This is a genomic window from Nitrosovibrio sp. Nv17, assembly GCF_900119085.1.
GTDB lineage: Bacteria > Pseudomonadota > Gammaproteobacteria > Burkholderiales > Nitrosomonadaceae > Nitrosospira.
This window is the reverse complement of record NZ_FPIQ01000008.1, coordinates 65,359-84,762: the sequence shown is the minus strand read 5'-3', so window position 1 is coordinate 84,762 and position 19,404 is coordinate 65,359. Positions and strand designations below refer to the sequence as shown.

Annotated in this window: 13 protein-coding genes; 6 read left to right on the top strand and 7 right to left on the bottom strand. The window is 59.6% G+C overall.

Annotated features, from left to right (window positions below):
• The first annotated feature begins 5 nt into the window (after positions 1-5).
• Both glgB and glgA read left to right on the top strand, forming a co-directional pair.
• Positions 6-2,237 (top strand): 1,4-alpha-glucan branching protein GlgB, encoded by a 2,232-nt coding sequence (gene glgB / locus BT108_RS06585; RefSeq protein ID WP_369816955.1) that lies wholly within the window; start codon positions 6-8, stop codon positions 2,235-2,237.
• Between the two features lie 21 nt (positions 2,238-2,258).
• The gene (gene glgA / locus BT108_RS06580; RefSeq protein ID WP_072293743.1) at positions 2,259-3,758 is read left to right on the top strand and encodes a glycogen synthase GlgA; all 1,500 of its coding nucleotides are present in this window, start codon (positions 2,259-2,261) and stop codon (positions 3,756-3,758) included.
• 44 nt (positions 3,759-3,802) lie between these two features.
• On the opposite strand, the gene glgP is transcribed toward glgA, so the two are convergent.
• Together glgP and orn are read right to left on the bottom strand one after the other, a co-directional pair.
• A complete protein-coding gene (gene glgP, locus BT108_RS06575) occupies positions 3,803-6,367 on the bottom strand; it encodes an alpha-glucan family phosphorylase (protein WP_072293742.1) in 2,565 nt (854 codons plus the stop codon).
• Positions 6,368-6,435: 68 nt separating this feature from the next.
• The gene (gene orn / locus BT108_RS06570; RefSeq protein WP_072293741.1) at positions 6,436-6,981 is read right to left on the bottom strand and encodes an oligoribonuclease; all 546 of its coding nucleotides are present in this window, start codon (positions 6,979-6,981) and stop codon (positions 6,436-6,438) included.
• A 116-nt stretch (positions 6,982-7,097) separates the two neighbouring features.
• Here orn and BT108_RS06565 point away from each other — a divergent pair, with 116 nt between their 5' ends.
• Genes BT108_RS06565 through rsgA form a run of 3 tightly spaced genes read left to right on the top strand, consistent with a single transcriptional unit; the run spans position 7,098 to position 9,706 of the window.
• The gene (locus BT108_RS06565; RefSeq protein WP_072293740.1) at positions 7,098-8,354 is read left to right on the top strand and encodes a M48 family metallopeptidase; all 1,257 of its coding nucleotides are present in this window, start codon (positions 7,098-7,100) and stop codon (positions 8,352-8,354) included.
• Positions 8,355-8,387: 33 nt separating this feature from the next.
• The gene (locus BT108_RS06560; RefSeq protein WP_072293739.1) at positions 8,388-8,729 is read left to right on the top strand and encodes a 4a-hydroxytetrahydrobiopterin dehydratase; all 342 of its coding nucleotides are present in this window, start codon (positions 8,388-8,390) and stop codon (positions 8,727-8,729) included.
• Positions 8,726-9,706, top strand: a complete 981-nt coding sequence (rsgA, locus tag BT108_RS06555; RefSeq protein WP_255369645.1) for a ribosome small subunit-dependent GTPase A — start codon at positions 8,726-8,728, stop codon at positions 9,704-9,706. Before BT108_RS06560 ends, rsgA begins: the two co-directional genes overlap by 4 nt.
• A gap of 76 nt (positions 9,707-9,782) precedes the next feature.
• Here the strand turns inward: rsgA and BT108_RS06550 are convergent, their stop codons facing one another.
• The 3 genes from BT108_RS06550 to BT108_RS06540 form a co-directional block, all read right to left on the bottom strand.
• Positions 9,783-11,414 carry a SulP family inorganic anion transporter gene (locus tag BT108_RS06550; RefSeq protein ID WP_072293738.1) on the bottom strand — a complete coding sequence of 544 codons (1,632 nt, stop codon included), beginning with the start codon at positions 11,412-11,414 and terminating at the stop codon, positions 9,783-9,785.
• A gap of 563 nt (positions 11,415-11,977) precedes the next feature.
• A complete protein-coding gene (locus BT108_RS06545) occupies positions 11,978-13,861 on the bottom strand; it encodes a proton-conducting transporter transmembrane domain-containing protein (RefSeq protein ID WP_072293737.1) in 1,884 nt (627 codons plus the stop codon).
• The gene (locus BT108_RS06540) at positions 13,858-16,572 is read right to left on the bottom strand and encodes a YbcC family protein (RefSeq protein WP_072293736.1); all 2,715 of its coding nucleotides are present in this window, start codon (positions 16,570-16,572) and stop codon (positions 13,858-13,860) included. The genes BT108_RS06545 and BT108_RS06540 overlap by 4 nt, the downstream gene beginning before the upstream one ends.
• A 297-nt stretch (positions 16,573-16,869) precedes the next feature.
• Between BT108_RS06540 and BT108_RS14150 the strand changes: the two genes are divergently transcribed.
• Positions 16,870-16,995 (top strand): hypothetical protein, encoded by a 126-nt coding sequence (locus BT108_RS14150; RefSeq protein WP_255369644.1) that lies wholly within the window; start codon positions 16,870-16,872, stop codon positions 16,993-16,995.
• A gap of 311 nt (positions 16,996-17,306) precedes the next feature.
• Here BT108_RS14150 and BT108_RS06530 read toward each other — a convergent pair whose 3' ends face one another.
• Positions 17,307-18,635: a sensor histidine kinase gene (locus BT108_RS06530; protein ID WP_255369643.1), complete on the bottom strand. Its 1,329-nt coding sequence runs from the start codon at positions 18,633-18,635 to the stop codon at positions 17,307-17,309.
• Positions 18,583-19,266, bottom strand: a complete 684-nt coding sequence (locus BT108_RS06525; protein ID WP_072293733.1) for a response regulator transcription factor — start codon at positions 19,264-19,266, stop codon at positions 18,583-18,585. Before BT108_RS06525 ends, BT108_RS06530 begins: the two co-directional genes overlap by 53 nt.
• Positions 19,267-19,404 lie beyond the last annotated feature (138 nt).

Here is a 19,404-nt window from a genome sequence, read left to right as displayed (position 1 = left end):
ACGGGATGAGTCATTCTATTCAACTCATGGATGAACGGTCAATCTCCGGGTGCAGATCCGATCCGCTGCTGGCGGCGCTGCTGGCGGCACGACTGCACGACCCGTTCAGCTACCTGGGCGCCCGCACGGAACAGGGCCACGGCCTCGTGCGCGTGTTCCGTCCACGGGCAACGTGCGTATGGATAGACGTTTCAGGCGTGTTCACGCCCATGGTACGCATCCACCCCGGCGGCGTCTTCGAATGGCGCGGCGGCATCCTCCCCCGCCGACCCTACAGGCTGCGCATCCAGGAAGACACGGCCGGCGCCGATATTTACGAGGCCTACGACGCCTACGCATTCCCGCCCTCGCTCTCGGCGCACGACCTGTACCTGTTCAACCAGGGGCGCCTGCGTCAGGCCTACCGCATGCTGGGCTCCCATGTCATCGAGATCGGGGGAATCAGCGGCGTACTGTTCGCCGTCTGGGCACCCAACGCGGAACGCGTCAGCGTGGTAGGGGACTTCAACCACTGGGACGGGCGCGTGCATCCGATGGCGGTGCAGGGTTCGAGCGGGGTCTGGGCGCTGTTCGTACCGGAACTGCCGACCGGATCGCTCTACAAGTACGAGATACGCAATCGCAATGGTGGCGAGGTCCTCCTCAAGACGGATCCCTACGCCCAGGCCTGCGAACTGCGGCCTCATACCGCCGCATGCACACCGCAGCCCCGTACGATCGCCTGGCAGGATGCCGACTGGCTGGCCCGGCGGGCAACATGGGACTGGCTGCATGCCCCCCTGAACATCTACGAGGTCCACGCCGGATCGTGGAAGCGGCATCCGGACGGGCGCTTCTATTCCTATCGGGAACTCGCCCTGCATCTCATTCCCTACGTGAGTGAAATGGGGTATACCCACGTGGAGCTGCTGCCCATTTCCGAACATCCGCTGGATGAATCGTGGGGATATCAGACGACCGGGTACTTTGCTCCGACCAGCCGCCATGGATCGCCGGATGATCTGAGATTCCTGGTCGATGCCTGCCATCGTGCCGGCATCGGCGTCCTGCTCGACTGGGTACCGGCGCATTTTCCGCAGGATGCCTTCGCCCTAGCGCGGTTCGACGGCACCGCCCTCTACGAGCACGAGGATCCGCGCGTAGGTCTGCACCAGGACTGGGGCACCTGCATCTTCAATTTCGGGCGCAACGAGGTGCGATCGTTCCTCCTGTCCAGCGCCCACTACTGGCTGTCGGAATTCCATTTCGACGGATTGCGCGTGGATGCCGTGGCCTCCATGCTCTACCTGGACTATTCCCGCCGGCCCGGCGAGTGGCTGCCCAACCGTCACGGCGGCAGGGAAAATCTGGAAGCCATCGATTTCCTGCGCGAACTGAATATCATGGTGCACGAAGAATTCCCGGGTGCGCTGACGCTGGCCGAAGAATCCACCGCCTGGCCGGCCGTCTCGCACCCCACCTACGTGGGCGGCCTGGGATTCTCGATGAAATGGAACATGGGCTGGATGAACGATACGCTGTCCTACATGCGAAAGGATCCGGTGCACCGGCATTTCCACCATGATCAGCTGACGTTCGCCCAGATCTATGCCTATACCGAAAACTTCGTTCTGCCGCTCTCGCATGACGAAGTGGTGCATGGAAAGGGCTCGCTGCTGGGCAAGATGCCGGGAGACGCCTGGCAGCAGTTTGCCAACCTGCGCCTGCTGTTCATCTATCAGATGACCTATCCGGGCAAGAAGCTCGGCTTCATGGGCAACGAGTTCGCGCAGGGGCGCGAATGGAATTCGGCCTGGGAGCTCGACTGGTTCCAGCTGGCACACACCCGGCACGCCGGCGTGCAAGCGACATTGCGCGACCTGAACCGCCTGTATCGCAACACGCCCGCACTGCACCAACTCGATTTCGCGCAGGAGGGATTTTCCTGGATCGACTGCCACGATGCCGGCAATTCCGTCATCAGCTACGTGCGGCGCGGAACCGACGGCTCGTTCGTGCTGGTCATCCTCAATTTCACGCCGGTGCCGCGCACCGGCTACCGCATCGGCATTCCCGCCCCCTGTGCCTTTCGCGAAGCATTCAACAGCGACTCCGCCCACTACGGCGGCGCGAACATGGGCAACCTCGGAACGATCCTCCCCACGGGCCAGCCGTGGATGGGGCTGCCGGACTCGGCTGTCGTCACGCTGCCGCCGCTTGCGGGGATCGTCTTCGCGCCCGTCGATACCGATGGATGAGGCAAGCCAGCCGTCGCATCCATGAACCAGGCTCCGCCCCACCCCCGTCCACGCGCGCCGCGCGTCCTGTTCATCACCCCGGAGGTTCATCCGCTGGCCAAGACCGGCGGCCTGGGCGACGTCAGTGCCGCCCTGCCGGCCGCCCTGCGGGAAATGGGGGTTGATGTCCGGCTGCTGATCCCGGGATATCCTTCGGTACTGGACGGCATCGGCCATACCCGCCGCGTCGCCGCCTTCGACACCCTGCCGCCATTCCCTCCCTCCATCCTGCGATCAGCGAGGCTGTCCACGGGACGGCGGCCGATGGAAACTCCAGCATACGTCATCGACTGCCCCGTCCTCTACCAGCGGGCAGGCGATCCCTATGTCGATGCGGAGGGACGCGACTGGCCGGACAATGCCCTCCGTTTCGGACTGCTTTCGCGGATCGGGGCAATATTGTCGAGTGATGCCAGTCCGCTCGCCTGGCGCCCGCGCGTGACGCACTGCAACGACTGGCAAAGCGGCCTCGCGCCGGCATATCTCGACTTTCATGCGGGCAGGAAAGCGGCAACACTGATGGTGATCCACAATCTGGCCTTCCAGGGCATCTTTCCAGCGGACACGGTCGCCGCGACCGGGCTGCCCCCCGCCAGCTTCCGCATGGACGGCGTCGAGTACCACGGCGGCATGTCCTTTCTCAAGGCCGGACTCTACTACGCCGATCACATCGCCACCGTGAGCCCGACGTACGCCAGGGAAATCCAGACGCCGGCGCTGGGCTTCGGCTTGCATGGCCTGCTGGCGGCACGCCGCGACCGTATCATCGGCATCGTCAATGGGATCGACACCAATGAATGGAATCCCGCCACCGATCCCGCCCTCCCGCAGCGCTATACTGCCGCTACGCCGGAGGGCAAGGCCGCCAGCAAGCAGGCGCTGCAGCGGACGATGGGACTGCACGCGGACCCCGGTATCCCGCTGTTCGGCGCTGTCAGCCGCATCACGCCCCAGAAGGGCTACGATCTGATCCTCGAAATCGCCCCACAATTGATCGACTTGCCCGCGCAACTGGTCATTCTGGGCAGCGGCGCGACGCCGCTGGAGCAGGCACTGACGCAACTGGCCCGGAATCATCCGGGGCGCATCGCGGTACGGATAGGCTTCGACGAACGGCTCTCGCACCTGATCGAGGCCGGTGCCGACAGCTTTCTCATGCCCTCCCGCTTTGAGCCCTGCGGCCTGAATCAGATGTACAGCCAGCGCTACGGCACGCCGCCCATCGTGCGCGCGACCGGCGGCCTGGTGGATACGGTAACCGACTACTCGACGCCCGCCGCGCTGTTCGCGAACGGCGCCAGCGGCTTCATGTTCACCGAGATGACGGCTGCAAGTCTGCTTGACGCCATCCGGCGTGCGGTCGCCGCCTACCACGACCGTCCGGTCTGGCGCCGTCTGATGGCGAATGGCATGAGCCGGGATTTCGGCTGGCACGGCAGCGCCCGCGCCTACAGGGAACTCTACCTGTCGCTGCAGTCCTGAAAGGCCCGCAAACCGTCACTCCCGGGACACCGCCCCGCCGCACCTCATACCCAGGCCATCATGCCCATTTCGAAAGGATGTGTGAGCAGCACATGGAATGGGTAGATCCGTATGTGATATTCCAGCTTTCCGCATACGTCCGGGGTCAGCCTGAGGGTGAAACGATGCTCGCCGGACGACTCCACCAGCCCGGCCGGCTCGAACCTGAAGTGCTTGAAGTCGCACAACGTGGTTTTTTTCAGCTGGCGGCAGATCAGCAGCTCGACCACGACGTCCTCCGGCCGCAGGCCGTTGAGCCTCACCGCGACCTCGAATGAGAGATTTTCGCCGAAGCTGATGTTCCTTTCCGGCACATCCAGCCGACGAATGGAAACATCCCACCATGCCTGCCGCACGTATGCCTTCCAGGCGGCGATCTTCTTCGCACCGCTGAAGTCCTGGTAGGCGTACACGCTGCCCTGCCTGCTGGCGGGCACGTAGAAATTCTTGATGTATTCGCCCACCATGCGCATGGCGTTGTATCGCGGCAGCAGCGAGATCATCGAATTCTTGGCCATTCGCACCCACTCCGGCGAGTAGCCGAACTTGTCCCGGTTATAGTAGAGCGGTATCACCTGGTCCTGCAGCGTCTCATAGAAGTCCCTGCTTTCCTCCTGGTCACGCCGCTGCGGCGGCATGTTCTCCGGAGCAGGCTTGATGGCCCAGCCGTTCCTGCCGTTGTAGCCCTCTCCCCACCAGCCGTCCAGGACGCTCAGATTGACGGTGCCGTTGATGCCCGCCTTCATGCCCGAGGTGCCGCTGGCTTCCAGCGGATACACCGGACTGTTGAGCCAGACGTCCACGCCCGACACCAGTCGGCGCGCCAACCGCAGGTCGTAGCCTTCGACCAGCAGGATCTGCCCCTCGAACTCGGGTCGCCTGGCGATTTCGCTGACACGCCGGATCAGGTCCTGCCCCGGCACATCGGCGGGGTGCGCCTTGCCCGCAAAAATCATCAGCACCGGCCGCTCCTGATTGACCACGATACGCCTCAGCCAGTCCAGATCCTCGAACAGCAGGGTGGCTCGCTTGTAGGTGGCGAAACGGCGTGCAAAACCCAGCGTCAGGATATTGGGATTGATGGGATCGATGAATCTGAGCAGCCGGTCCAGATGGGCCTCGGAACCGTGGTTGCGCGAGTTCTGCAGGGCAAGACGGGCGCGTACGCCGTAGAGCATCTGCGATTTCAGCGTCTGCCGCACACTCCAGAAGAGATGGTCCGGGATCGCCTCGATACGCGACCAGTATTCGGGGTCGGTGAGATTGGAGCGCCACTCGTATCCCAGATAGCGATCGAACAGATCGCTCCACTCCTGAGCCAAGAAGGTGGAGACGTGGACCCCGTTGGTGATGTACGCCATCGGATTCTCTTCGGGCTCGATCTGGGGCCACAGATCCTTGCAGATGCGCGCCGATACATTGCCGTGTATCTTGCTTACGCCATTGTGAAAGCGTGACGCATGGATGGCCAGGGCGGTCATGTTGAAATCGTTGTTGCCCGGCACATGGCCCAACGCGAGAAGCTTTTCGTGGGTGATGCCGAGTTGCCGGCAGAATCCCTCGAAATAGGTCGATACGGTGTCGGCCCCGAAATAGTCGTGGCCTGCCGGTACCGCGGTGTGGGTGGTGAACACCGTGTTCGCCGCCACCGCCTCCAGCGCGCTGGCAAAATCCAGGCCACGCTGCGTGACCAGCTGGCGCATGCGCTCCAGCATCATGAATGCCGCGTGCCCTTCGTTGATATGCCACACCGTCGGTACCACGCCCATCTCGTGCAACGCACGCGCGCCTCCCACGCCCAATATGATTTCCTGCTCGATACGCATGGTGCGGTCGCCTCCGTAGAGCTGGTGGGTGATGTCGCGATCGTCCACCGAATTCTCGGGCAGATCCGTATCCAGCAGATACAGCACGACATGGCCGATCTTGGCCTGCCACACCTTGACCGTCACCTTGCGATGCGGCAGCTCCACCCCGACGCGCACCTCGGAGCCATCCTCGTGCAGGACGGATTCCACCGGCAAATCCTCGAAATCCGAATCCGCGTGGGTCACTTCCTGGTTTCCCTGATTGTCGATGGTCTGAAAAAAATATCCCTGCCGGTAGAGCAGCCCGACCCCCACCAGAGGAAGGCGCAGGTCGCTCGCCACCTTGCAATGGTCGCCCGCCAGAATGCCAAGTCCGCCGGAATAGATGGGGAAGCTCTCGTGGAAGCCGAATTCGAAGCAGAAGTACGCCACCAGATCGTCCGGCTGCAAGTCCTTGCCGTTGCGGCAATACATGGGGCCGGACTGATAGGAGTCGTAAGCGGAGATGATGCTGTTGTACTGGGCCATGAACACCGGATCCTCGGCCGCCTTCAGGAGTATCGACTCGTCCACACGTTTCAGGAATGCCTTGGGATTGTGTCCCACCGCGCCCCAGAGCCCGGGATGCAGGCGGGAGAACAGCGACCGGGTGGAACGGTCCCAGCTGTACCAGAGATCGTTGGCAAGCTCTTCGAGACGAGCCAGGCTGGTGGGGATCTTGGGATTCACGGCAATGGTGAAAACAGTACCAGAGGGCGGCATGCGTATTTTCCTCGAAGGTGGTTGAAAGAAGGCGGCCAATCCGCTTTGCCGGGCCGATCCGCCAACGGCTACAGCCTGATTAAGTGCTCGCGGTAGTATCTCATTTCGGAGATGGAGTCATAGATGTCCGCCAGCGCCTCATGCCGACCCTGTTTGACGAGGCCGGAAAGGATCCCCGGTTTCCAGCGTTTCGCCAGTTCCTTCAGGGTGCTGACGTCCAGGTTGCGGTAATGGAAGTAGGCTTCCAGCCGAGGCATCCAGCGAGCCAGGAAGCGACGATCCTGGCAGATCGAATTGCCGCACATGGGCGAGCTCCCGGCCGGGACATGCGCCTGCAGGAACGCGAGCATGCGCGCTTCCACCTCGGCCTCGTCCAGCCTGGAATCCCTGACCCTGTCGATCAGGCCCGACTTGGAGTGGGTGGACTTATTCCAGTCATCCATGCCGTCGATCACCGCCTGCGGTTGCGACACCACCAGCACCGGCGCTTCGGCCAGCACCTCCAGCCGGGGGTCGGTGATGACCAGCGCAACCTCAATGATGCGGTCGTTCTCCGGACTCAACCCGCTCATCTCCATGTCGATCCAGATCAGATTGCCGCTGTCTTGTGCCATAGTCGAAGAGACCTTGTTCATTCTGTTTATGGAATCCCAGGCTCCCAATTGTGTCATACCAAGGGGTGACACGTCACCCTTGAGATGGATCGGTTTCTCTGGCACAGTCATCTTCCATGCAAACCTTCACTCTTACGTTCATGGCCGCGCTGCTGCTCACTTTCGGCACACGCACCTGGCTGGCTGCGCGGCATATCCGGCATGTGCGCGCGCATCGCAACCGGGTGCCGGCAGACTTCGCGTCGCACATCGATCTCGACGCACACCGGAAAGCGGCAGACTATACCTGCGCGAAAACCCGCCTGGGCTGCGTCGGCATCCTGCTCGAGGCGATGCTCCTGCTGGCGCTCACCCTCGGCGGAGGTTTGAATGCCTTGAACGGTTTCTGGACGGGACGGTTCGACGCTCCGTTGCTGCAGGGCATGGCACTCATCGTCAGCACCCTGCTGCTGATGAGCCTGGCACAGCTTCCGATCGCCTACTACCGGACGTTCGTGATCGAGCAACGATTCGGTTTCAACAAGATGACGCCGGCGATGTTTCTGAGGGATCTCGCCCGCCGCGTCCTGCTGGCCGCGCTGCTTGGCGTGCCGCTGCTATGGGCGGTGCTGTGGCTGATGGAGCGGATGGACGATGCCTGGTGGATTTACGTCTGGTTGACCTGGGCAGGGTTCAACCTGCTCATTCTGTCCGTGTATCCCACCTGGATCGCTCCGCTGTTCAACAGCTTCACGCCCCTGGGGGACGCCTCGCTGCGGCAGCGCATCGAGCGACTGCTGCAGAAGTGCGGCTTCCAGTCCAGCGGACTGTTCGTGATGGACGGATCGCGCCGCAGCAGCCACGGCAATGCCTACTTCACCGGCTTCGGCAGAACCAAGCGTATCGTGTTCTTCGATACCCTGCTCACCCGGTTGAGCGAAGCCGAGGTCGAGGCGGTGTTGGCGCACGAACTGGGACACTTCTCCCACAGCCACGTCATCAAGCGCATCGCCTGGTCGTTCCTCATGAGCCTGATCTTCCTGTGGCTGCTGGGATATCTGATGCAGCAGGGCTGGTTCTATGAAGGCCTGGGCATCCACGTGGCCGCCGTCCCCTCGACCGCGATGGCGCTGTTGCTGTTCTTTCTGACCATACCCGTCTTCACCTTTCCATTTCAGCCGCTCGCCAGCCTGTACTCGCGCCGCCATGAATTCGAGGCGGACCAATACGCGGCCCGCCATGCCTCCGCGGGCGATCTCGTCAGGGCGCTGGTCAAGCTCTACCAGGACAATGCCGCCACCCTGACGCCCGATCCGCTGCATTCGGCATTCTATGATTCCCACCCGCCCGCGACGATACGCATCGCACGACTGCAGAACCTGGCGCATAATTGACTTGCGCCGCGACCATTCATTTCGGAGAAACCCATGAATACAATCGTCAACGACCTTGCCTCCAAACAATGCCGGCCCTGTGAGGGCGGCGTGCCTCCCCTTTCCCCGGCGCAGGCCGCTGCCCTGGCGGAACGGCTCGACGGATGGGAGCTTGCCGACAGGCAGATTGCCAAGACCTTCCGTTTTTCCAATTACTATCAGACGATGGCGTTCGTCAATGCGATCGCGTGGATATCGCATCGGGAGGATCACCATCCGGATCTCTCCGTCGGCTACAGTGCCTGCAGGGTCGAGTACACGACCCATGCCATCGGAGGGCTGTCGGAGAACGACTTCATCTGTGCCGCGAAGATCGACGCACTGTCCAGGATTTGAAGCTGCAGCACCCCCTTCCGGCCGCATCGCTCGTCTCCGGCGAGGTTGTGGCGGCGTTCGGCAGACGGGTGCTCGCAAACACGGACACGCATCCCGCCGTGGCGTGCGTGTTGCGCGGGCGCAAGGGCGGAGCGGTGTGCGGCGACCAGGTGGAAATTCAACTCACGGGCACGCAGGAGGGCGTCATCGAGACCATCCTGCCCCGTCGTACGCTGCTGTACCGCAGCGATGCCTGGCGAGAAAAACTCATCGCGGCAAATGTCACCCAGGCGATCATCGTCGTGGCCGCGATTCCCAGCTTCAGCGAAGAATGGATCAATCGATGCATCGTGGCAGCCGAAAGCCAGGGTATCAGGGTGCTGATCGTACTCAACAAGGCGGATCTCGCCGAATCGACCCGGACGGCATTCGAGACGCTTTCTCTCTACCGCAGGCTGGGCTACGCCCTGATCCCGCTCAGCGCCAGAAACAGTGCCGCACCGCTCCTGCCCTATCTGCATGGGCACCTCAGCGTGCTGGTAGGCCAATCCGGCATGGGCAAATCCACACTCATCAACGCCCTGGTACCCGATGCCGAACGCGCGACCGCGGACATCTCGGTGTCGCTCGATGCCGGGCGCCATACCACGACTCATGCGCGACTCTATTTCCTGGATGACTGCAGCCGTGTCATCGATTCTCCCGGCATGCAACAATTCGGCCTGCAGCACCTGGACCATGAGAATCTGGTGCGGGGATTCATGGAATTCCATCCCTATCTCGGCCGATGCAGATTCAACGATTGCCGACACGTGGAAGAACCGGGCTGCATGCTGGTCGAGGCGATGCGCGAAAAAAAAATCGAGGCGAAACGCCTCGATATCTATCGCAAGCTGGCCGCCTCGCTGAGCGCTGGCAGGTCCGCACGACGAACGGCTCCGCCGGTTCGATCGCCGATCCGCTGCAAGCGTCAGCAGGCGGAAGATGAGCAGCACTGAAAGGTGCCGAGGGGTTCGAACTGCCGCATCTCCCCTCGGCGCTTGTGCCAGAACAACGCACCCTTGACCGCGGCCTTTACCCTGTGAGGGTATTGGTCGTTCCAACCTTCTGATTGCGGACTTTTCTTCCCGCCAGAGGATGATCGGAAAAAGGCTCGAAGCGATCGAAGCCCGTGATCGTCACCTCTCCTCCTTTCTCGACGTACTGCTCCTCGAAGTGCTCCAGGAATTCCATGAAGGTATGATCCACCAGCGTGGCCTGATGGAAGTCGAGTGTGATCTTCTTTCCCGGCTGGAAAGTCGCCAGCGCCTTCTTGAAACCGATCAGATTGGAGAATATCGCCGCGTCCTGCACATCCATGAAGTATTGGCCGCCGCTCTCCCGCAGTTGATAGCGTGCCTTGAAGAGATTGGCCGGAGAGGCGCCATTTATCATGTGAAAGACGAACTTCACCAGGATGCCGGCTCCGATGCCCATGAGCAGATCACTCGCAACCGTCACGCCTATGGTGACCAGGAATATCGTCAGTTGATCGCTTCCTATCTTGTACGTCTTGAAAAACTCGTGCGGCGACGCCAGCCGGTACCCCACATAGATGAGCATGGCGGCCAGTGCGGCGTTCGGAATCAGCTCGATCGCCGGTATCAGAAACAGCATCGATATGAAAAGACAGGCGCCATGGAAAAAATTCGCCCAACGGGTACGTGCACCGAAGTTGATGTTGGCCGAACTGCGGGCGACTTCCGAAATCATGGGAGATCCTCCCACCACCGCGGCAAGGGTGTTGCCCGCCCCCACGGCAATCAGATCCTTGTTGAAATTGGACTGGCGCCTCCATGGATCCAGGCTGTCCATCGCCTTGACGGTCAGGCATGACTCAAGGCTGCCCACCAGAAGAAACATGATCACGTATTTCCAGAAAGCCCCCGTCCCTATCGCCGAGAAGTCGGCATTGAAGCCCATTTCCGACCAGAATTCCCCTATATGCACGAGAATATGGGCCGGCTGGGTCGACTTGAAATCCAGGAATATGGCGCCCGGAATCGAAATCAGCAGAACGACCATCGGGGCCGGGATCTTTTTCAGCAGGGGGAACTTGAGCATCGGCATGCCGAACAGGACGATCAGACCCAATATTCCGATGATCGCAACCGGCCCGTTCGGATTCATGAGCGAATGCGGCAAGTGCGCATACAACGCCACCGGACCCATTCCTGCCAGACTCGCAGGATCGATTCCCAGGAGGATATGCGCCTGCTTGGAGATGATGATCAGCCCGATGGCGGCCAGCATCCCGTGGACGGCGGACAGCGGGAAAAAGTCGCTGAGCGAGCCTGCCTTCATGAGCCCTATGGTGACCTGCAGCACACCCGCCACCACCATGACCCCCAGCGCGAGCTTCCATCCCTCCGGCCCTCCCCCGACTTCCGCCACGCATCCAGCGACGATGGTGATCAGACCCGCCGCGGGACCTTTGATGGTCAGCTGGGAGCCAGCGAAAAACGTCACCAGGAGACCGCCTATCATGGCGGTCAGGACGCCCATCGCCGGCGGAAAGTCGCCTGCCTTGGCGATGCCCAGACTGAGCGGCAGCGCCAGCAGAAAAACGAAGAACCCGGCCATGAAATCATAGCGGAGATTTTCCAGCATGCCGGACAGGCCGTCTTTGGGCACCGCCAGCTTGGTACTATTGATCGTAGCGCTCATCGGAGAAAGCTTCCCTTGAATTGAATTTGAAATCCCCTGGTTGTGGGTCCCGGACACCTGGATTCATGGAACTCATGCTCATTATCCGCACATGATGACCGGATTCATCCGGAAGGAATGTAGCATGCGGCACGGGGCGGATATTCCCACATGAAACAGGCTGGCAGGCGTGTACCCGTCCACATGCGGCATGGGGCTTCATGCGCCACGATACTGATATGTGTGATAGCATTCATTTTCTGCAGGATCCCCTCGATAACGTATAGCCTTCCATGTTTTGCGTTCGCGGCGCCGTCTCTCTGCATCGGTCGTTTCCCGGCGCTCTGCCGTCGGGCCGAATCTCTTCGTCTTTCGGTAGACCCGGGGCCGCTGGCCGCGTTTCCTGAAATTCGGCGCGAACTGCCCCCTTTGTGCCATCCCTCCATTGGAGGGAAAGCACATGCTCTTCATCCTCTACAGGATCGGCCTCGTTCTCCGGATCGGATCATCGGGGCCACGAAGCGGCGTTACTGTCCGCGCATCACTATGTCATCCTTGCTCCTCCATTCTTGCTCCTCCATTCGTCAGGAATTCTTCAGCGGAATCGCATGATAGGTCTTGACATGGGGACCAAGATAGACGCGCGAATAGATCCTCACCAGCGAAAGCCCGACGATGATCAGGCTCAGGGTAAGAATGAACGCGAAGACGATCTGGTCCGTATGGATATGGGTGAAGATCAGGTCTATCCCCAGGAACGATGGCGTAATGGGAAAACCCATCAGCCCGAGGCAGGCGATCAGAAAGATGAAGGCCTGCCCGGGATATTCGTGGATATGGCCCTGGCATTCCTTCAGATCGACGTTGTGCTCGGCCGATCTCAGCTGGTTGAGACATATATAGCCGACGATTCCGGAAACGATCACGCCGCTCACATAGATGATGATTTCATGGATCGCCACCTGATCGGAGAATCCGATCGCGAGAGCCATCCACAGGTGGTTCTGGATCACATACAGCCAGGCAATCTGCGGATTCATCCTCTCCGAAAAGGATTTGAGCACGACTATCAGGCCGATGATCGCGAACAGGGAAGGCAGGATCGACAGCAATGTCTGCGGCAATGATTGCTTGTAGGCCAGGCAGGCGAATCCGATGAAAAGGGCCGATGTGACGATGGCAAGCCCTGTGCTGCCCGACAGCACGAAGTTGAGCTTCCGGCCGATCCATTTGACCGGATCCCAGAAGAAGACGTACATGAATGAATCAAGGTTGAATTCCTTCACTCCCAGCATGTAGACGGAGTACTCGATCTGCTTGGAGGTCGAATCCTTGTCGATATACTGGCGCGGAACGAAGTTGTAGAACTGGTCGCGTATCAGATACGTCACCACCGATGGCGACACCAGCAGTTGATAGGTTCTCAGGAATGCGTTTCCGACGGTATGGATCAGGGCCAGATCATAGAAGCCCAGCGCCACCTCGACGAAGATGATGCCAATCTGCGCCACGGAGGAATAGGCGATCTGCGTCTTGATGGAAGACTGGACACGCGAGATCAGGGTGGCGATGATGCTGGTCAGTATCCCCATGACGACCACCAGCGCCACGACAGCGGTCTGATTCTCCCAGAACGGATAGCTCCTCAGCAGCAGGAATATTCCGAGATGCACCGAAAGCGAGCCATAAAAGATGGCGCTGGAGGGGGTGGGGCCTTCCATCGCCCTGGGAACCCAGGACGAAAATGGAAGCTGGCCTGATTTCACTGCGGCGGCCAGTCCCAGCATCAGGGCGATGAGAATGCTGAGCTCTGGATGGCCCAGCGTGACCTGGTCGATCAGATCTGGATGCATCAGTTTGGAAAATGTGATGTTCTCGCCCCAGAGATGATGACTCATCCAGATCACCAGTATCAGCCCCAGGTCGGCGACGCGGAAGACCGTGAAAACCTTCAGAGCATTCTTCACCGGCAGATAGCGTATCCGATAGAAACCGATCAGCAGGAACGAGGTGATGCCCAATATCTCCCAACCGATGAACAGGGTCTCGAAGTTACCCGAGAAAATGATGATGTTGTATCCGATGTAGAAGAACAGTATGGTGTTGAAGAACCGCTTGTAGCCACTCTCCCGATGCAAATACCATCTGGAATAGACTGTCACCAGGAAGGTCAGGAAGGTACCGACGAACAGGTAGGTCGCGGTGATCTTGTCGAAATAGAACGAAATGAAGAAGGTGTACCGTTCCGTATGATAGAGGATGAGATCGACCGTCTGGAACGTTGGATGGCCCTCTATCAGCCACAGGACGAGGAACACCCAGGCAAGCACCATGTGGGCGCCCGTCGTGAGATAGGCAGTCCATGAAATCGCTTCCTCATACCTCTTCGGAATGAGCAGGCTGACGATGAACCCGATGATCGGAATGAAGATGAACAGCTGTAACAGGGAAGTGAGCAGGACATTCATTCTTTTGCCTTGTCAAGAAAATAGACGGGTAGATTCTCTTGTGTGGCTTCCACGATATCCATGAATTCCGCCTTCTTGGCGGACTCCATCAACTTCGAGATGTCCGAGATGGTCTCGAGTTCCTGCAGCAGGGGCTTGTACTTGGTGGAGAAATTTCCATCCTTGAACAGGTGCAGTTCCCCCGTGTCCGGATGGACCACCACGGTATGCACCCAGCTGTTCTCGTAAAAGGAGTAGTTCGCCGCAGCCGCCTTGATCACCTTCAACGCCACTTCGGGATAGTGCTCGATAATGACCAGCAGGCGCACCGGGTCGTGCACCTCTATCATCTGACTCGGCAGGCCGGTCCTGAGGTCGCCATCGCTGCCGTTCGCCACGCCGAACAACCCCATGACATTGTGCGGCAGCTTCGTTCCGGCGCCCATCTTGTGATTGTCCGTCCGCGAGAAGAAGTACTCGAGGTCGATACCGCCCATGACCGGCGCGATGGGACCCATGGAAATCGTGAGGAACTTGCCTTCGGGGTCGGTCCGATAATCGTAGGAACTCGAGGAGGCTCGCCGATCGAGAAACAGGTTCTCGGACAGGCTGCGCCTGCCGACGATGCAGACCGCATTGGTCGCATGGTTGAGTTCCGGCCGGGGCTCGAACAGCGAGACGGATCTCCTGCGGATTTCCTCATGGATTTCCTTGGCGCTCATCTTGGTGTCGATGGACACCATCCTTCTCGATCTTTCCTTTGCGTGCAGATCCAGCGCCTCGTTGAAAACGAGGTGATTCCTCGTGTGCCGCGCCAGATTCTCGGGTGATAGCGTATCCTCGTCGAAGAAAGCGACCTCATCCCGGGTGGTGTCATGCAGGCCGGGCAGGAACTGCGTGTCAGCCGGAATCCGGATGCCCCTTTCGGCCAATCCTTCCCTGACCTTGGGGTGGTTCGCCATGTAGCAGAAGCTCCTGGCGTTGACCGAGCCCGGCCTGCCGCCACAGGCTCCGCAATCGTAGGCTGCGTAGTGCGGATTGTTCACGCTGGATGCGCCATGGCCGACGATGTAGACGATGGGAGCAAAGGTCTTGGCAACGCCGTTGAGGCCGGTGCTGTTGAGCACACCCTCGACCCGCTGAATCATTTCCGGAATGGTGAACCCGATCTGCAATCCATTCTCTGTATCGCTTGGGTCCTTGTTCTCGATGGTAAGGCTCGACACCTTGTCCATGTGGGAGAACGACGAGGCCATGGCCGGCATCGCGGAGGGCTTGAAGACGTTGAGTGCCAACCGGAGGGCGGACACGAACCCCACCGTCTGAGAAATGAGCCATCCCTGGAACAGGGAATGAGAAACCTTGGAAAAGTGCACCTCCTTCTTGCGCTTCTGCCTGTTGCCGGTTTCCTTCACCAGATACTTCGGGAATACGGGTGCAGGGCAGCATTTCGTATAGAATCTTCCATCTTCCGGCTGGTAGTACAACTCGACATTGAAGAATCCGGCGGTGGTGAAGGTCTCGCAATCCGGATCGAGTTGCTCGAGATAGCGACGGAACGAGGTGAGGCGGTCATCGATGCAGAAGAATGTCTGAAAGCTCCTGTTCTCGATTTTTCTCTCCCACTTCTTGTCCTGCAACGCGATGCCGGTAAGCACCTGGTCGTAATACGACCACTCGAAGGCTTCGTGCCAAAGTGAAATGACCTCGTCGACCTCCGTTTCCGGCACATCCGCGAAGAGCGCGACCGGCCGTTCTTCCAGAATGCTGCCAAGCGGAAGCCAGTCCTCCCCGAAATAGGAATCGAGCGCATCGATCTCCAGCAGCAGTTCGAAAATCACCAGATCGCGGACCGACACGATCTTCTGATTCAACAGCGAGTCCGGCTGATCCTCCACGGCCGACACCATGCCCGACCAGCCTGGATGGGAGAACTGCTGATCGTACAGGTATTGCTCGTACAGTGATTCGTCCCCTACCAGCAGTCCCAACAGGTCCCTCATTTCGCAATTGCCGGTAACGAGAAGTTTCTTGGCACGCTTGGTTTTGAAGAAACTCGTAAAGCTTTTCTCCTCCATCTCCTTGATGGCGGCCAGAAATCCCTTGTGTCCGATGGGGAAACCCCATATCGAGATACCCTGATCCAGATAACTGCACAGTATGCGAAAGAGCAGCGGATGCACCATCAGGTCCAGATCGATGGGATACCGATTCTTCCATTGCTGCCTGAGCTTTCCTATACGTGGCGAGATGGAGTCGTCATATTTCTGCTCCAGCACCTTCTTCATCCACGCGTCGCGATGATCCACTCCCTTGCGCTCGACGATGACTCTTTCCAGAATGTCCTTGCGGATGCGGTTGGATTCGTAGAGCGCTCTGTACTCGCCCAGTTCGAGCGTTGCGAAGTAACCGAATATCTTTCGTGCGTGGCGGATGCCGTCGTGGAAGCTGAGGTTCTGGAATGCATGCAGCGTATTGTGATGGATGAAGTTCTTCAGCGGAGCCTGGCAGGGCAGATAGTGCTTCAGGTCGTGGACGACCTTATGCTCGTCGAAGAGCGGGGCCGCCCCTTCCCTCGTCGAGTGGGCGACTTCCTGCGATACCCGGTCTTTCTCGGGGATAGCCACCTCCTCCGCGACGGCGCCCGCAAGCTTCCTCGAGGCATCCTTGATCAATTCGATCCTCGCCCCCTCTTTCTGTAGACTTCCGCCCTTCCCGATCACCGCTGGCATAATCTGCTCCTCTTCATGAGTCTTCTGGATCGATGTCATCAAAAGACCAGAATCCCCGGCGTGAAACATTCCACCCAGCAGGCCCGATCGTCCTCATTGCTTGCATCTCTGCTGGACCGACAAACCGTGAAGCGCACCTGTGGACGGAATCAGGATACACTGCGGCATCCAGGATCGACTGCCTTGCTCCATCCAGTTTCTTCACCATGTAGCTATGAACTTAACATAGCCTCTGTGAAGAATTCGTGAAGGGAATCCTATTACAAACATAGGGTTTTTGTAAGGGTGGAGCCGGTCTTGCGCGCACCGGCCGCTGGCAGCACCGACCCGAAAAAGGGGAAGAAGAAGGAAGGGACGGACGGTGTGGAAGAGATGGGAAGCGTTGAGGTCGGCTCGAGCATTGTCTCGGGAAAGATGATGTGAAAGGTTGCACCGCAACCGGGCGTACTTTCCACCTCGATGCGCCAATCGTAGTAGTCGCAGATGCGCTTGACGATCGCAAGCCCTAACCCCGGTCCTTCCCCCTTGTCCGATCCGCGGAAAAAACGCCCATACGTGTAGCTATGAATCTAACATAGCCTCTGTGAAGAATTAATGAGGGAATCCTATTACAAACATAGGGTTTTTGTAGGGATGGAGCCGGTCCTGCACGCTTCGGCCGCGAGCAGTGCCGACCTCGAAAAAGGGGAAGAAGAGAAGGAAGGGACGGACGGTGTGGACGAGACGGGCAGCGTTCAGGTCGGCTCGAGCATTGTCTCGGGAAAGATGATGTGGAAGGTTGCACCGCAACCGGGCGTACTTTCCACTTCGATGCGCCAATCGTAGTAGTCGCAAATGCGCTTGACGATCGCAAGCCCTATCCCCAGTCCTTCACCCTTGTCCGATCCGCGGAAAAAACGCTCATACAGGAGAGGAATGTAAAAAGGTTCGATGCCGATGCCGGAGTCAATGATCGAAAGGCGGTTCCGGTTGAAGTTCACTCGGATAAAGCCGTGCTCGGTGTATTGCACAGCGTTGCGCAAGAGATTCACCAGCGCAGTGTGAAGCGCTTGCCGGTTCAACGTGAGCACCGTCTTCGGTGCCACGTCCACCTCGAATGTCAGGCGCTTGCGGTAGATCTCCGTGCATACAGGTTCCACCGCATCATAGACGCAGTCGATGATGATGACCGACTCCATGATGCCCAGAGCCTGTTCGCGCGCCAGGAACAGCAACGCCTGCAACTGCTCGCCCATGCGCGTGGCCGCGGCCTCGATCATGCCCACGCGTGCCCGCGCCCGCTCGGAAAGATTGGGTTCCGTGGCCAGCAGCTCGCAGCTCGTCAGAATCGTGGTGATCGGCGTGCGCAGTTCGTGGCTCACGTTCGCCGTGAATTCCTGCTCGCGCTGCAGCATGCGGTTGATGCGGTTCTGATAGTCGTCCAGCGCCTGGGCGAGCTGGGCCACCTCTTCGTCCTGTCCCGACTGCACGAGCGTCGCGCTCTGTATGTCCCCCGGCGCCAGGTGCCTGACCTGCTCGGCAAGATCGGTCACCTGTTTGACCAGCAGCCCGGCAAGCAGGTATCCCACCACGAGCGCGACGCCGACCACTGAAAGCAGACTGAGCGCAATCAACAGCCGCAGTTCCCGCTGCCGCTGGTCATGAAGACGGATCCCATAGGCCACCACGAACTTCACTCCATCGAGATGGCGCACGGAGACGCGCATCTCCTCCGGCCCGCGGAAAACCCGGTGATGCCTGTAGTTGAGCCCCTGCAGATAGGATGGCAGCCTGGCTTCCTCGGCGGGGCTGCGAACGATGTATTTTTCGAGGCTGGAACCGACCTGCGGCACGAAGTCGCTGCGCTCGTGATAGCGCTGGAGCAGATAGATCATCTCGGTCTCGACGATCTGCTCGATGTGCGCCTCCTCAATGTCGTCTGAGGCGATATACAGGCTGATTCCGAGCGTTCCGACCACCACAATACAGAAAACCGCAAACGCCAGCGCGACGCGCAGGCGCAAACCACGCTTAAGTCCGAGCACGCGTAGCCAGGCGATATCCAAGGCCGTGGACGGTTTCAATGGGATCGTATCCCCCGGCCCGGGTCAGCGCGCGACGCAACTCGTGCACATGGCTGCGCAACGTATCACTGGTTTCCTGGACGTCCCCCCAGACTTCAGATTCCAGTTCCTTGCGGCTGAAGACGCGGCCGGGCTCACCCATCATCACCGCCAGCAGACCGATGCACTTGGGCGGCAGCTTGACGCCTATGCCGGCAAAACGTATCGATAGCGTCTTCGGATCGAAGACGAGATCATCGGTCTCCAGCACCCGGCTGGTCACCTTTCCTTTCCTGCGCTTGTGCATGGCAACCAACCGCGCCTCGACTTCCTTCAGCGCAAACGGTTTGACCAGGTAGTCGTCGGCCCCGCAATCGAAGCCCTTCAGCTTGTCCGCCAGGGTATCGCGTGCCGTCAGCATCAGCACGGGCGTATCGAGATCCGCCTCCTGACGAAGCTTCCGGCACAACGTGATGCCGTCGATGCCGGGGAGGCGAATATCGAGCAGGATGCCATCGAACTGCTGCGTGACCGCAAGATGGAGACCGGTGATGCCATCCGCCGCAGCATCGACACTGTGTCCGCGTGCCTCCAGAAAATCGTAGAGATTGGTGGCAATTGCGGGGTCATCTTCAATAATCAGTATATGCACAACGAATCCTAGTCAGAAAATGGAAGCCTAGGCCGAAATGACCTGACGGGCCGCGTTCGCGGACGGAAGCATGCCAGCGCATGCTCCTCTGAAGCGCAGAAATGGCGACCCGTTTCAACACCTGCATCACAGCAATCT

Coding starts and splice junctions, on each gene's coding strand:
- glgB (WP_369816955.1), top strand. CDS start 6: ATGAGTCATTCTATTCAACTCATGGATGAACGGTCAATCTCCGGGTGC.
- glgA (WP_072293743.1), top strand. CDS start 2,259: ATGAACCAGGCTCCGCCCCACCCCCGTCCACGCGCGCCGCGCGTCCTG.
- glgP (WP_072293742.1), bottom strand. CDS start 6,367: ATGCCGCCCTCTGGTACTGTTTTCACCATTGCCGTGAATCCCAAGATC.
- orn (WP_072293741.1), bottom strand. CDS start 6,981: ATGGCACAAGACAGCGGCAATCTGATCTGGATCGACATGGAGATGAGC.
- BT108_RS06565 (WP_072293740.1), top strand. CDS start 7,098: ATGCAAACCTTCACTCTTACGTTCATGGCCGCGCTGCTGCTCACTTTC.
- BT108_RS06560 (WP_072293739.1), top strand. CDS start 8,388: ATGAATACAATCGTCAACGACCTTGCCTCCAAACAATGCCGGCCCTGT.
- BT108_RS06550 (WP_072293738.1), bottom strand. CDS start 11,414: ATGAGCGCTACGATCAATAGTACCAAGCTGGCGGTGCCCAAAGACGGC.
- BT108_RS06545 (WP_072293737.1), bottom strand. CDS start 13,861: ATGAATGTCCTGCTCACTTCCCTGTTACAGCTGTTCATCTTCATTCCG.
- BT108_RS06540 (WP_072293736.1), bottom strand. CDS start 16,572: ATGCCAGCGGTGATCGGGAAGGGCGGAAGTCTACAGAAAGAGGGGGCG.